Source organism: Pontibacter chitinilyticus (assembly GCF_039748935.1).
GTDB lineage: Bacteria > Bacteroidota > Bacteroidia > Cytophagales > Hymenobacteraceae > Pontibacter > Pontibacter chitinilyticus.
Genome location: NZ_JBDIZJ010000007.1, coordinates 112,651 through 127,847, shown reverse-complemented (window position 1 = coordinate 127,847; position 15,197 = coordinate 112,651). Strand labels below are relative to the sequence as shown.

General features: G+C 54.4%; 5 protein-coding genes. 2 read left to right on the top strand and 3 right to left on the bottom strand.

The features are described 5' to 3' along the window. Positions 1–3: 3 nt before the first annotated feature. Positions 4–3,294 (bottom strand): PAS domain S-box protein, encoded by a 3,291-nt coding sequence (locus tag ABDW72_RS12420; protein WP_347158890.1) that lies wholly within the window; start codon positions 3,292–3,294, stop codon positions 4–6. Positions 3,295–3,708: 414 nt separating this feature from the next. Between ABDW72_RS12420 and ABDW72_RS12415 the strand changes: the two genes are divergently transcribed. Together ABDW72_RS12415 and ABDW72_RS12410 are read left to right on the top strand one after the other, a co-directional pair. Continuing rightward, positions 3,709–5,943: a heavy metal translocating P-type ATPase gene (locus ABDW72_RS12415; protein WP_347158889.1), complete on the top strand. Its 2,235-nt coding sequence runs from the start codon at positions 3,709–3,711 to the stop codon at positions 5,941–5,943. Between the two features lie 42 nt (positions 5,944–5,985). Beyond that, entirely contained in the window at positions 5,986–6,198 is a 213-nt protein-coding gene (locus ABDW72_RS12410; RefSeq protein ID WP_347158888.1) for a heavy-metal-associated domain-containing protein, read from the top strand. 157 nt (positions 6,199–6,355) lie between these two features. Here ABDW72_RS12410 and ABDW72_RS12405 read toward each other — a convergent pair whose 3' ends face one another. Next, positions 6,356–7,375 (bottom strand): PorP/SprF family type IX secretion system membrane protein, encoded by a 1,020-nt coding sequence (locus ABDW72_RS12405; RefSeq protein ID WP_347158887.1) that lies wholly within the window; start codon positions 7,373–7,375, stop codon positions 6,356–6,358. An 8-nt stretch (positions 7,376–7,383) separates the two neighbouring features. Beyond that, positions 7,384–14,625, bottom strand: coding sequence for an Ig-like domain-containing protein (locus ABDW72_RS12400; RefSeq protein ID WP_347158886.1), 7,242 nt, complete (start codon positions 14,623–14,625; stop codon positions 7,384–7,386). Positions 14,626–15,197 lie beyond the last annotated feature (572 nt).

Genomic DNA, 15,197 nt, shown 5'->3' with positions numbered 1-15,197 from the left:
CACTCAACCTCTAAAATATATGTTAAACGTTGTTCCTACGCCTAGCTGGCTCTCCACTTCTACTTTGCCATTGAGCAATTCAGCCTGTGTTTTTACCAAATGCAAGCCAAGCCCGCGCCCCTCTATGTTAGGATGAAACCGCTTGTATAACCCAAACATTTTGTCTTTCAGGCGCGGCAGGTCAAGGCCTAATCCATTGTCTGAAACGCTGAGGCAAATATAGTTACTATGTTTGGAAGTGTTTAATGTTAAATGCAATTTTCTGTCTGATGCTTTGTATTTGTAAGCGTTTGATATTAAATTAGTTATAATGCTTTGCATATAACTCCGAACCGTAGAAATGCGTTGAGCAGCCTCAAAATTGTACCTGATCTCCGCGGCAGCCTTCACTTCGGGCATGCTTTCGAGCACCAGTTGCAGTATTTCTTCCAGGCAAACTTCTTCCTGCTCCTGCTGTAGCTGGCTGCGCATGGTCAGGATCTCGTTCAGATCTCGAATGGTGGAGTCGAGCAGCTGGGCCGATTTGATCAGCTTGTCTACTACCCGCTGGTTCACGGGGGCTTCGGGCTGGGCGCTGTTGTAAATAGAAGTTAGGCCAAGTATGTTGGCGATGGGAGCCCGCAGGTTATGCGAAACGATATACGCAAATTGCTGCAGGTTCTGGTTCTGGTTCAGGAGCTGTTCTGTCAGTTCGTTGCGTTTCACCTCTTCCGCCTTATCGTTGGTGATATCCGAAGCCGACCCATCGATACGCTGTAGCTTGCCCGTTTCATCCAGCAGAGGCGAGAGCCGGAGCAGCAGCCACCGGGTTTCACCTGATTTGGTAATAATCCGGCTTTCATACTGCTGGCGGTTACCGGCAAACAGGGAAGGGAGCAGGTTGCGCACTACGTACCTTCTGTCCTCGGGCAGCAGGAGCTCGTCCCAAAGGTGCTGCTTTTCTACGAACTCCTGCTCCGTATAGCCGGTAATTTCCCGGCACTGCGGGCTCACATACGTAAGCTGCAGGCTAGGATTGGTGGAGAAGATAATTTCCGGTATGTTTTCCAAGGTAGACTGCAGCAGGTTTTTTGCCTCTGTGGCTTCCCGTGCTACCTGTACGCGTTCTGTAATGTCCTGCACCGAGCCGGAGAGTTTCACTGGCACGCCGTCTTCATCGCAGATCACTTCCCCCACTTCGTGTAAAAAGCGCTCAGAGCCATCCGCCAGTATCACATGGTGGTCTAGCGCTAAGCCAGATTTCTGGCGCACCGCTTTGCTATACTTCTTGATCAGGTGCTCGCGGGCATCGGGATGTGCGAACTGCTTTATACTATGGAGCGAAGGCACAAACGAGTCGCGGCTTACTTTAAAGATTGCATACACGCCATCCGACCAGGTCAGCAGGTCTTTTTGAATGTCATACTCCCAGTTGCCCAGTTGTGCCAGCTGCTGCGCACGGGCCAGTTGGGCTTCGCTTTGTTTAATGGTGGCGATGGCGTTTTTCTGCTCTGATATATTATGGATGGTCAGGGCAACTGCCAGCACGCTGTTGTCTGCTGCCAGCACCGGCCTGAAAGCCACTTCATGCCAGTAAGCGCCCATGCCGGCTTCGTATAAAGTTGCGTGCCCCTGCATGGCTTTGCTGTGATTGTCTAGCACTTGCTGCCGCAGCTGCGCATCCACAAAATCAAGTATACACTGGCCTCTGCGCAATCTTTTCAGCAGGCAGCGCTTCACATCGGCTGCGGCCACCGCGTTATAAGACAGCACTTCTAAATTTTTATCGAGCAGGAAAATGGCTTGCGGCGAGCTGTTGAGCAGAGCACGCAGGTTCGCCTCACTTTGCAACAGTTTTTCCTGGGCTTCCTTCTGCTCCGTAATATCTATCAGAGTACCATTGAACAAGATGGTGCCATCCTGCTTTGCGGTAGGTAAGCCGTGGCCGCGAACCCACTTCCAGGTGCTGCGCTCCGGCTGCCACATCCTATACTCTACCAGCCAAGGCGTAATAGTGCTGCTGGCTGTGGCTGTGGTACTTCTAATGAGCTCCTGGTCTTCAGGATGGATATGGCGGTAAAGTGCTTGCGGTGAGGTATATACATCTGCCGGCGTTACGCCATACAGGTCCTTAATGCCGTCGCTGACGAAGGGAAAGCTGATTTGCTGCTCCGCATCAATCAGGAACTGGTACACCGCCCCAGGAATACTGGAACTGATCTCGCGCAGTTGTTGCTCACTTTTCTGGAGGTCCGTAATGGCCTGCTCGCGTTCCTGCACGTTCACAGCCACCACTAACCGAGGATACAGGTCATCCTGCTCGGGTAACGCATGCGACCGCAATTCCACTATAAATTGGGAGCCATCTTTGCGCTGGTGCCGAAACCCTTTGCTGGACCCATCAGCACTTTTATCAATCGTTTGCATCCGCTGCAAAAAAGCGGCGGTTTCGGTTTCTGCCCGAATGTCCTGTAAGGTCATCTGCAGAAACTCCTCACGCGAATACCCATACTCCTGCACTGCTGCCTGATTTACCTGCATAAACTTAAGCGAATGCTGGTCATACACCCACATAGGCACAGGGTTGCTGTTGAAAATACGCTTCAACTGCTGCTGGCTTTCGAGCAGCGCATGTTGCAACTGCTTCCGCTCCATTACTTCGGCGTTAAGGATGTTGTTTTCGCGGTTTAAGTAGCGAAATACCTTGTTCAAAGTAAAAGTCACCCAGATAGCTACGGCAATGGCAATGAGTAGCAATATGGCACACCGGGATACAATAGAAGAGAACATAGCGACTACGCCGGTGCTCGTTCGTTCGGAAGAAGTTGAAACTGCATTGCCCAACTTGAGCAGGTTCGCCTGGTGCCGGTGGTAGAACGGGACCAGGTAGTGCCTGGTATAGGCCTGTGCCTCCGCTGGCCGGTGCAGCTCGCTTAAGGCCAGTAAACTGTCGGTATAAATGGTATAGCGCTGGTGTTGCTGCAGCAGCGAATCTGCTAGTATAGCCTGCTTGGTTGTATTCAGGTAAGTTGATAGCTCCCGCAGGGTTGCGGCATTGGCGTTCCGGGCCTGCTTAAAATCCCGGCGCAGCTTGTCTTTTGTAGATGTATCCGTTGCATCCTGGTACAGCCGCAGCAGGTTTTGCTTTAGCTCCTTGTTACTGTACAATCGGTTAACCAGTTCCAACCGCTTATGGTCCCGCAGCACCGTTGTACTGTAGTCCTGTTGCAGGCGGGTAGCTTGCAGGTATAGAAACACACATACTACTACCAGCAGCATGAGCAGACCAAGGAAAGCAACTGTCAGCCGACGCATCGTTTGCTTATGGCTTTTGGTACTTTGTGTTAGCGCATTTTGTCCCATTACGGCTAATTCAAAATAAGGCTGAGAAGGAGATTCGGGTGCAACTGGTTGTAAAACTTGTCTCTAAGAAAAGTCTAAATATATATTAACTTTAATATAGATATTCAATTTCTTAATTTAGGCGGATATGAACAAAATATTTGTGTTAAAATTTAATGGGGTAAGAAATATTTAAATATGCAAAAATTAGCAATGTGTAATATAAGTCAAGCTAATATTTATATAATACAAATTATGACTTAATAAGTATAGATGTACTGTTAGCATTAGCAGGCTAAAATATGTAAACCTTCCTGCGTTTTGTGTAACACAGCAGCCCTTGTCTATCCGTACATTTGTACTATAAGATTCAAGACATATAAGCAGATGGCAACTATAACAGCTCCTAAAATAACCAAGCAAACCTTTCCGGTAGAGGGCATGAGTTGCGCCTCTTGTGCCAGCAGCATCGAAAGTATGCTGCGCGCGACAGAAGGCGTGCAGGAGGCAAACGTAAACTTTGCAGCTAAAACAGTGCAGGTAGCTTATGTACCTAATCAGGTAAGCCCGGTGCTGCTGCGCGATACAGTGCATGAGATCGGCTTCGATCTGCTGATAGACAATAAAACGCAGGAGGAACTGGAGGAGCGGCAGGCAAAAGCACTGACCATCCTGAAGCGCAAGACGCTGGTAGCAGGTATTCTGGCGTTCCCTGTGTTTCTGCTCGGCATGTTCTTTCATGATACCTTTACCTGGGGCAACTGGGCCATGCTGGTCCTCACAGCGCCAGTATTGTTGTGGGCGGGCCAGCGCTTCTTTACCGGTGCCTGGTCGCAGCTTAAAAACGGTCGGGCAAACATGGATACGCTGGTGGCGCTCAGCACCGGCATCGCGTTTTTGTTTAGCGTATTCAACACGGTTTACCCGCAGTTCTTCCTAAGCCGTGGCCTGATGCCGCATGTATACTATGAGGCCGTGGCTGTGGTGATCGCGTTTATACTGCTTGGCAAGTACCTGGAGGAGGGCGCGAAGGACCGGAGCTCTGCCGCCATTAAAAAGCTCATGGGCCTGCAACCGAAAACCGTGCGCATTTTGCGGGGCGGCAACGAGCTGGAAATAAAGGTAGAAGAAGTACAGGTGGGCGACCGGGTGGTGCTGTTGCCAGGTGAGCGCGTGCCGGTAGATGGCGAGGTGGTGACCGGCAGTACCTATGTGGATGAAAGCATGCTGAGCGGCGAGCCGCTGCCTGTGCAGAAACAGCCGGGCGATAAACTCTATGCCGGTACCATCAACCAGAAGGGCAGCCTGCAATTGCTGGCGGAGAAAACCGGCGGCGAAACCATGCTGGCCCACATCATCAAACTGGTGCAGGAGGCGCAGGGCAGCAAAGCGCCTGTGCAGAAATTAGTAGATAAGATCGCCAGCATCTTTGTGCCCGTTGTGCTGGGTATTGCGCTGCTCACGTTCGCTGCCTGGCTTATACTTGGCGGGCAGGCTCACCTGACCGAGGCGCTGCTGTCCATGATCTCGGTGCTGGTAATCGCCTGCCCCTGTGCCCTGGGCTTGGCAACGCCAACTGCAATTATGGTGGGCGTAGGCCGTGGTGCCGAACAAGGGATTCTGATCAAAGATGCCGAGAGTCTGGAGCGCGCGCAGCACGTGAACACCGTTATTCTGGATAAAACAGGGACGATTACGTTAGGTAAACCCTCTGTTACGGATGTGGTTTGGGCGGAGGATGTCACAGCGAAAGAGCACCTGGAAACGCTTTTCTTTTCAATGGAAGCACAGTCAGAGCACCCGGTTGCACAGGCCGTTTATACTTACTACAAAGAAGCAGGCAGGCAAGCCGTGCAACCAGACTATTTTAGCAGCCTGACCGGCCTTGGCGTTGAAGCTAAGTATAACGACAAACAGTATTTTTCCGGAAATGAAAAGCTGTTGCAGGAACAGCAGGTACGGGTACCAGACACATTGCAAAAGGCCGCTACAAAGTTGCAGGAAGACGCCAAAACCGTGATCTTCTTTGCCGATGCAACGCAGGCGCTGGCAGTTTTCGCCGTCAGCGATCCGATTAAACCAACGGCAGCTGAAGGCATCAAAGTGATGCAGGAAGCTGGCCTGGAGGTTTATATGCTCACCGGCGACAATACGCAAACGGCTGCCGCTGTGGCCCGGCAGGTAGGCGTAGCGCATTACGAGGCAGGGCTGCTGCCCCAGGATAAAGCTAGCATCGTAAAGCAACTGCAGGCAGAAGGCAAAACCGTTGCCATGGTCGGCGACGGTATAAACGATGCGCAGGCGCTGGCTAGTGCCGACATCAGCATTGCGATGGGGCAGGGAACAGATGTGGCTATGGAGGTGGCTGGCATTACGCTGATGCGGTCGGACCTGACACAGGTAGCCGCTGCGGTGCGCCTGTCGCGTGCCACCGTGCAAACGATCCGGCAAAACCTGTTCTGGGCCTTTTTCTATAACCTGATTTGTATACCGGTAGCAGCCGGTGTGCTATACCCGTTCACCGGTTTCTTGTTAAGCCCTATGATTGCCGGTGCTGCCATGGCTTTCAGTTCTGTGTCTGTTGTGGCCAACAGCCTGCGCTTGCGGGGTAGGAACATATAAGTAAGATGAAAACAGATGTTTAATGAAGTAAAAATGTAAAGTATGAAAACGTATAAATTTAAAACCACTATTAATTGCGGCGGCTGCGTGAAAGCCGTAACACCACACCTCAACAAGCTGGAAGGTGTAGAAAACTGGCAGGTAGATACCAATAACCCTGACAAAGTGCTGGAGGTAACAACTGATTCGCTGGACGCGAATACGATCAAAAACACTGTTGAGAAAGCCGGTTTTAAAGCTGAAAAGATCAGCTAAGCGATTCAAGCCGCACAGCTAGCTAATGGAATATCAGAAGGGTTGTTTGCCTGTACGTGTTACTAGCGGTTGTTTAGCCAGTAAATAAAAAAGGGAGATGCTGTTGCAGCATCTCCCTTTTTTATTTACTAATTTGGTCGTCTTCAACAATAATCCGCTACCAGGCCCACACCGGGCAGATCACTTTCTGGGTGTTGCGCAGCTTGAATCCTATAACCACCTCGTGGCTGCCGGCATTGGCAACGCCCAGAGGCGAGGTGCTGGTGGCATCATAAGAATAAGAAACGTCCAGTAAAGGGCTGATGTTAATGCCGGCCATTGCCGAAACAGATTCTTTGTGGCGGTAGGATACCCCTGCCCAGACGCGGTTGGCATAAATGGCTTTTACGTTAGCATCGATGGAGGTGGGGCTGGGCTGCGCCAGCTTTACCATTACCGATGGAATGACAGAAAATTCAGGTGTCAGATCGACGCGGTAGCCGGCAGTGGCAAAGTAGTGTTTCTGCAGCTTGCCCTCGTTATCTTCCAGTGTGCCGGTGTCCAGGTACTGGCGTTTGCTGGGCACCAGCTGCGCGCCCGAAAAACCAATGTAATAGCTTTGCGAGTAGAGCCAGAGTCCCATCGTCAGGTCAAACTTTACCTCATTAATGCGCCCGTCCATAATAGCCGGGTCGTTGCTGTTGGCGGTTTTTACATACGACGGATCCAGGCTATACTGCACCAAGCCCGGCGCTACACCTGCCGCAATGCGTGTGGTGCGCGTAACAGGCAGGTGGTAGGCATAGCTGCCACTGAAGCTGCCCCGTTTCAGCGGCCCCGTCTGTGTGGACATGGCCGTTAACCCAATGCCATGGTGCGGGCGCACACGGCGGTATACGTTTGCATGCTTGGTAGAAGCTTCCTTGGCTACTTCGCCCGTCCTCCGGCCACGGTAAGAGGGCACTATGTCCTTGTGTATCGGCATTTGCAAGGTCAGGTAGTAAGATTCCGGCGCCCCCTCCAGGCCCGACCATTGCTGCCGGGTACCTAGCCGCAGGTCAGCATAGTCTTCTATGCCGCTGAGGGCGGGGTTCAGGAGGTAGTTGTTGAGCGTGTACTGCGAGTACTGGGGCTTCTGCTGGGCCAGCGCCTGCATAGCCAGCAGAAGAGCAAAAGCGAAAGCTAAAAGTTTATACATAAGCTTCATTATCGAACAATGGTGATGCTGCCGGCCAGCGGCTTTTCGTTTTTATCCAGGTGAATGACATAGTAATAAGTGGCGATGGGCAGCTCTTTGCCTTGGTAGCGTCCGTCCCATTTCTCGCCATACCCATCAGAACTGAACACCATATTACCCCATTGGTTAAATACCTGCACTTTGCAGTGCGGGTACTTGTCTATGTTGGCAATCTCCCACGTGTCATTGATGCCGTCGCGGTTGGGGGTGAAGGTGTTCGGCACATCCACAAACGGCAGCACTGTAATAATTACTTCGTCCGTAAAGGTGCAGCCACCTGCCGTCACCACCGATACTTTATAGGTAGTGGTGGCTTCCGGCGTTGCCACCGGGGCGGCTATATTGGGGTCGCTCAGCCCTGTAGCCGGCGACCAGCTATAGGACACGCCGCCACTGGCGTGTAGCTCCACGCTGCGGCCTTTCACCACCGCCACATCTTCGCCTGCATTGGCTGTCGCGTCCGATACCTGAACAGTCACTTCGGTGCGCTCGCCGGCGCACGTCTGCGATACCTCCTGTACATAGTAGCTGGTGGAGTTGGTGAGCACGGGCGTCGTATAGGAGCTGCCCACCTGCAGCGGCGTGCCTCCTGCGGCACTGGCGTACCACTCCAGGCGTCCGCCTTTGCCGGTGGCGGTGAGGGTGGCCGTGCTGCCGGAGCAGATGCTAACGTCCGTTGCCACCGGTGCGGCAGGCAGCGGCAGGATGGTTACCTGCACCGGCTCGCTCACCAGCACCTCGCACGACTCAGACGAAACCACACGCCTGAACCAGCTGGTGCGGGTGAGGGGAGGAGGCGTATAATCCTGCCTGTTGTTGGCACCCGTAGCTGTCTTGAAATTAGCCGATGGGCCATCCGTACTCATCTCCCACAGGTAAGTATAGCTGCCGCTGCCACCTGTCGGCACCGATCCTGCCAGCGTTGCCGGGGCCGAGTTGTAGCAGATGGTTTGGCTGGTGCTGATCTTGTTGTTGCGCATGGCTGGCTTCACAGTGATCATGACAGGCACACTGGTGTTCGTGTTGGTGCCGGAGATAGCAATGCGGCGGAACCAGGTGGTCTGTGTCAGTGCACGCGGACTATAATCCTGCCCGGTGCTGCTGCCAGTAGCCGTTAGCCATCCTGCTTCCGGCCCTTGGGTGCTCGACTGCCACAAGAATTTATAGTCGCCCTCGCCGCCCATCGGTTTGGTGCCGGTGAGGGTGGCGGGTTGGTTGCCGTAGCAGATAACCTGGTCGGCCTGTATGTTGTTAGTGCCGATGGCCGGGGTAACAGTAATTTTAACAGGTGCCGAGGCATTGCTGCAGCCGCCCGAGTAGACCACGCGGCGGAACCAGGTGTCCTTCTTCAGGGCTGGCGGCGCGTAGTTTTTACCGGTATTAGGCGCAGGGGAAGTCGTGTAGCTGCTGCCATCTTCGCTCATCTCCCATACATAAGTATAGTTGCCGTTGCCGCCGATGGGCGTGGAACCGGTAAGCGGTGCGGGAACTTCACCGGCATAAATGGTTTGCGACAGCACAATCGTATTCTTCGCAATTGCCGGCGACACCTCGATCTTCACCACGTTGGAGGTGCTGGAGCAGGCGCCGGAAGTAACCACGCGGCGGAACCAGGTGGTATTCGTTAGTATGCCGGGTGCATAGTTTTGCTCATTGCCGTTGCTGGCCACTGGTTTATAAGAGCCGGGTGCGCCAGACTGAGAGTATTGCCATACATAGGTATAGCTGCCGTCGCCGCCCTTAGGTTGGGAGCCCGCCAGCGGAGCAGGGGCGTTATCGGTGCAGATTTCCTGGCTCTCGGTGATGCTGTTAGCCTCGAGCACCGGATTGACAATCACTTTTACTGGCTCGGAGTAAGTATAGCAGGCCCCGGCGGTAACTTTGCGGCGGAACCAGGTGGTATGCTCCAGGGGCTGCGGCTGATAATTCTGGTTAGTGCGCGTGCCTGCGGCCTGGCCATAGGTGCTGCCGTCGACGCTGCTCTCCCACAAGTATAGCGGGTTATTGTCGCCGCCCATCGGCTTCAGGCCCGTGATAAGGGCAGGCGCATCCCCGGCGCAAATCGTTTGCTCCGGCGTCGTCAGCGTGTTGTTCACCAGCTCTGGCTGCACCGTTACCTTCACCGGCGCGCTCTCGTCGCGGGAGCAGGGGCCGGAGAAAACGATGCGGCGGTACCATACGGTCTGCGTGAGTGGGGCAAGGGCTGTATAATTTATACTTGTGTTGTCGCCCGCGGCGGAAGCATAGGTGCTGCCATTGGTGCTGCTTTCCCACAGGTACGTATACTTACCGTCGCCGCCAGTAGGCGCATCTCCGGTAATGGTGGCGGGAATGTCGCCGTAGCAAAGTGTCTGCGCCGTTTTGATGGTGTTGCCGCTGATAACAGGCACTACCTCAATTGCCACCGGCTCGCTGTAATTCTCGAAGCAAGGGGCAGAGGTGACTACGCGGCGGAACCAGGTGGTGGTGCGCAGCGCGCCCGGCTGATAGTTTACGTCAGTGGCACCGGCTATGGTCTTATACTCACCTTCCGCGCCGTTTTCGCTGAACTCCCAGCGATAGGTATAGCTGCCGTTGCCATTCTGCGGCTGAGAGCCTGTGATGGCTCCTGGCGTCTGACCGGCGCAAATCGGCTGCGGCGTGGGAGCGGTAAGTATGTTTTGGCTGATGTTTTTGTTTACCGTTACTACCACCGGCACGCGCACGGCGCTGCCGCAGCCGCTGCTGTTCACCGCCTCCACGTAAAAAATGGTGGTTTGGGTAAGCGGGTTTGGCGTGGTGAAGGTGCGGCCTGTGAAAACAGGCGTGGCGGCATTGGCGGAAGTATACCACTGGTAGGTGCCGGTTTGCTCCTGCACGGCCAGCGTGGCGGCGGTGTTCTCGCAGATGGTGACCGGCTGCACCGTCGGGGCCTGCGGCAGCTGGTTGACTGTTACCTCTACCACCGGCGAGGTGCTGGTGCATTCACCGGAGCGCACCACGCGCTTGTACCAGGTGGTTTGGGTGAGCACGCCCGGCGCATAGGTCGCATCTGTGGCGGTGCCGGGCGCTTCGGTGAAGGTGCCGTTGGCGCCGCCGGTGCTGTAGAGCCACTGGTAAGTATAAGTGCCATCGCCGCCCTCCAGCGCCGCACCTGCTAGTGTGGGTGCCTCCTGGCCGCTGCAAATTGGGCTGACACGGGTGATGGTGTTGTTTTGGATAACTGGATTAACAGTGATGATGACGGTATTGCTGGTGTTGGAGCCGCAGGGGCCGCCGCGCACCACGCGTCGGAACCAGGTGGTGGTGGTGAGGGGGCCGGGATCGTAGCTGATGGCGTTGTTCTGGCCGGTGGCCGAGGTATAGGTGGCGCCCTGGTCGGTGCTCATCTCCCAGGCATACGTATAATCGCCGTTGCCCTCCTCCGGCTGCGTTCCCTCCAGCACAAGCGGCGAGGAGCCGGAGCAAATGGTTTGGTCTCCGCTGATGCTGTTATGCGCGATGGGCTTGTACACAAAGATGCGTACAGGCTGGCTGAAGTGCTGCTGGCAAACGCCGGAATCCACCACGCGGCGGAACCAGGTGGTTTGGGTGAGGGTGCCGGGGCTGTAACTCTGGCCGCTGTTGCTGCCGGTCGCGTTGCTGTACACGCCTTCCGCGCCTGTCGTGCTGATTTCCCAGCGGAAGGTATAGGTGCCGCTGCCGCCCTTCGGTTCGCTGCCGCTAATTTCTCCTCCTTCGCTGCCCTGGCAAATGTCGTTCTCGTCTGTCAGTTGAATGGTGTTGTTGGAAATAACAGGCGTTACCTGCACCAGCAGCGCATCGGTGGTGCTGACGCAGCTGGCGGAGCGCACCGTTCGCCGGAACCAGGTGTTGCGGTTCAGCGCGCCGGAAGTATAGTTGGCGTCTGTGGCGCCCACAATGTTCGAGAAGCCGGTGGTGGCGCTGGTGATGCTGCTTTCCCACTGATACGTATAGGTGCCGTCGCCGCCGTCGGGGGAGGAGCCAACAAGCGTTTCCGGCTGCTGTCCGGCGCAAATCACCGGCACTTCCTGCACCGGCCCCTGCGTCAGCACCGGGTACACGCTTACTGTGGCCTCCGTGCGTGGACTGATACAGCCGTTGATAATCGCCTGCACATAGTATGTCTTGCTCTCATTCAGCGGCTTGGTCGTAAAGGTTCTTTCGCTGGAGATCGGCTCTCCACCGGAAGGCACATCATACCACTCATACTTAGTGGCGTTGCCGTTGGCGACCAGTGTGGCGGTGCTGCCGGGGCCGCAGAGTTGCACCGGGTCCACAATTGGTGCCGGGGTGGGCGGATGCACGGTAACGGTAACGGCGCGGCGGGTGCTGGTGCAGCCGCCATCAATGGTGGTCTCTACATAGTATGTAGTGGTTTTGTCCAGTGCGGGCGTGTCAAAGGTGTCGCCCTCATGGATGGGGCTGCCGCCGGACGGCACATCATACCAGGCGATGTGGCCCTGCGTGTTGCTCACCAGCAGCGAGGTGCCAAAGCCGGGGCAAAGGACGTCCGTGGCTGCTACAGTAGGTGCCTCCGGCAGCGCATTCACCGTTACCTGCACCTGGTCGCTGGTTTCGCAGCTGCCCGTGCCAAAGGTATAGGTGAGCGTGAAGGTGCCGGCGGCAGAGGGGGTAAAGGTGCCGTCGGCGGCCACATGCGCCCCCGTCCAGGTGCCGCCAGCCGGTAAGCCCTTCAGCTGAAAAATGCCGCTATTGAGGCACACCACCTGGTCTGGGCCAGCCTCGGCCACCGGCGCTTCCTCTACCGTTACCAGCAACTGATCGGAGTTGTTACAGCCGTTCTCGTTCGTGTAAGTATAGGTGAGTTCGTAGGTGCCGGTTTCAGCGGGAGGCGTAAAAATGCCTTTATCGCTTACGTGCGGGCCGCTCCAAATGCCGCCCGCCGGGCTAGCTGCCAGCGGGGTGGGTACGGGCTTGTTGCAGACGGTGAGGTCTTCGCCCGCGTTCACCTCCGGCAGCGGATTTACGGTAACCGTTACGGTGGCAGTGCTGGTGCAGCCGGTGACTGCGCTGGTGCCCGTTACAGTATAGGTGGTGGTCTCGGTTGGCGTGGCGGTTATACTTGCGCCGCTGGTGCTGCTCAGACCCGCTGCCGGTGCCCAGGTATAGCTGTCTGCGCCGCTGGCGGTGAGGGTGGCCGTTCCCTGGCCCAGGCAAATCGCCGCCACATCGGCCGTGGCCTTTACCACAGGGGGGGCGTTGACCACCACCGTGAACGTAGTGGTACTGCTGCAGCCGGTGGCGCTGTTGGTTCCTGTGATGGTATACGTGGTAGTTTTAGTCGGATTGGCTGTTACCGTTGCTCCCGTGGTGGCGCTTAGGCCTGTGGCCGGTGCCCAAGTGTAGGTATCCGCGCCGGAGGCCTGCAGCGTGGTGCTCTCGCCCAGACAGATGGCCGGTAAGGGGGAGTTGACGGTCAGCTCGGGCAGCGGATTGATGGTAATAGTCTGTGTGGCAGGTGCTGAATCACCGCAGTCGTTGGTGGCAACTACTGCCACGGTATACATGCCCGGTTCTGTAAACTCAATAGTGGGGTAGGCGGAGATAGCGTCTGTGCCAGCTCTAAACGCCGCGTTGGCCGGGCCGGTTACCTGCCAGCGGTAGCCGCTGATGGTGCCCATCTTCGCATCATAGGTCGGCGCATGCGCGGCATTGTTTGCTGCGAAAGCAATGGTTTGCGGGCCGCAGTAAACAGCTGCCGCCGGAAGAGTGGCCACAGGCGCTTCCTGAATAACAACAGTGGTTTCTTTGCGACTGTCGGGGCTGCAGTTGTTGCTGGCCACCAAGGCAACCTTGTAAGACCCTGCCTGGGTGAAGCTGAACGATGGAGCCGCAGAAGCCGCATCCGAGCCAGCAGCAAAGCTCCATCCTGTAGCTGGTGTTATCTGCCAGGTATAATGCAGGTCGTCTCCCGTTGAGAGGTTCTGGGTGGTGAAGGTGGCTGGGGCGCAGGTGCCATTGCCGGCTATTGTGAAGTTTGCTGTCGGCGGCTCGTTGATGGTGATCGTCATGTCTTTGGAACTACCGGAACAGGTGGAGTTCGGATCCAGCGGCGACACCGAGAGTGTCATAGTATATTCGCCTGCTTGCGTAAACTTTATACTGGGGCGCGGGTCTTCCAGGTTGCCCTGGTATATTTGCCAGCCTGTTGCCGGTGTAATTTCCCACTGCCGGTTATACATGTCCGTTCTCGTGGAAGCATCATACCCGCCTTTTGACAAGTCGGTAAACAGGACAGGTACATTTACACAGCCTGTTTTGCTGCCATTGCCGGTGCTGAAATCCGCTACCGGTCCTTTCGAGATCCGGATACCCTGAAAAGTAGCTTTGGAGGAACTGCAGGGGTTCTCGGCGGTACCTGATAATGTAAAGCCGTTCTGTTTACCTTCTGAGGACTCTGTGAATGTGTGTGACAGGATGACTTCGTTCGTGGTCGGATCTCTGGGTAACTGGAGCAGCTGTGCCTGGGTAAAGTTTAAAGCCGCTGTGCCGTCATCAAACTGGAAAGTATAAACGGTATAAGGGGAGTTGCCCTCTATACCTGAAATCGTAAAGTTAAAGGTAGCTGGGGCACAGTTGGTGCTATTGCCTTTGCTGGAGATGCCCAGGCCCGGGTTACTGCCGATAAACACCCGCTCCGTTTTGGTGCTGCTGCAGCCATTAATGTTTGTCACTTTCAGCAACAGGTCGTATGAGCCAGCCGATTTGTAAGTATGGCTCCCGCTTGCAAAGCTTTGGTCGTATATGTCGGTGGCGCCGTCTCCCCAACTGATCTCATACTGCTGGTTGGTGTCGCTTGTCGTGGAATTGTTGTTAACCTTCAGCGTAAAAGCTGCGGAATTGCCGGAATAGCTGCAATACGTGAAGTTATAAACCGGATTGATCAGGCTGGCATCGGGTGTGCCTGTCACCACAAAGTTTGCCGAAGTTCCTTCGCATCCTTCTGCTGTGGTTGTTTTTACCCAGTAAGTGCCCGCCTGTGTGACTTTGATTTGCTGTGTTGTAGCTCCCGTTGACCATTTGTATGCTGCCGCCGTGCTGGCGGTAAGCGTAACCACTCCACTGCTGCAAAGGCTGGCAGTTGAGGCAGTGATTTCAGGAGTACAGTTTTGTGCATAGGCGTTCTCACCACCTGTCCATAGCCCGATCAAAAGAAATAAGAAGGGCAACAGGAGACCTTTATACATTAGCTGCATGGCTAAATTGTGTAAAATTTTTTATACTATTTATAGCGGTTTAAACGTGTGCTGCTGCCTGTTTCAAAGCAAAAATGACCCTGAACTGTACTTGATAAGCGCAGTAGCTTTGGCTGTTCATATTCGCAGTAACAAAGGGTAGATACCTCCTTCTTGCCAAGGCGTTAGCAGCGCCACCTTGCCTTAATTACAGCGTACACCCGAAGTTAAGCCTGAAAAAATTATTTGATAAATCAAATTGAGAGATGAAGTATAGGTTTGACATATGTAGTATGAATTTTCCAATTTAATATTGAATATACTTTTGTTAATATGATGATGCGTAATGCATTATTAATTGTTTTCAGCTTTAGGAGCTTTTTTGCTACTAAAGTATAGATATTGATAGTATTACAAAACAATTTTAAAGTAAATAAATCTGGAAAGGAGTGCTGCAGTCATTTAAATAATATAGTAAAATATATATGTATTCATAAAATGAGTTGTACTTGTGGTAGAATTTGTATGGTGCGTGTTGTTGATTTGTCAAAGGCGTTGAGCGTGAAATACTGCTACTTTCTGTG

What these genes read in the sequence shown, in the direction of transcription:
- ABDW72_RS12420 (WP_347158890.1), bottom strand. Translation starts at nt 3,294, where the DNA reads ATGCGTCGGCTGACAGTTGCTTTCCTTGGTCTGCTCATGCTGCTGGTA.
- ABDW72_RS12405 (WP_347158887.1), bottom strand. Translation starts at nt 7,375, where the DNA reads ATGTATAAACTTTTAGCTTTCGCTTTTGCTCTTCTGCTGGCTATGCAG.
- ABDW72_RS12415 (WP_347158889.1), top strand. Translation starts at nt 3,709, where the DNA reads ATGGCAACTATAACAGCTCCTAAAATAACCAAGCAAACCTTTCCGGTA.
- ABDW72_RS12410 (WP_347158888.1), top strand. Translation starts at nt 5,986, where the DNA reads ATGAAAACGTATAAATTTAAAACCACTATTAATTGCGGCGGCTGCGTG.
- ABDW72_RS12400 (WP_347158886.1), bottom strand. Translation starts at nt 14,625, where the DNA reads ATGTATAAAGGTCTCCTGTTGCCCTTCTTATTTCTTTTGATCGGGCTA.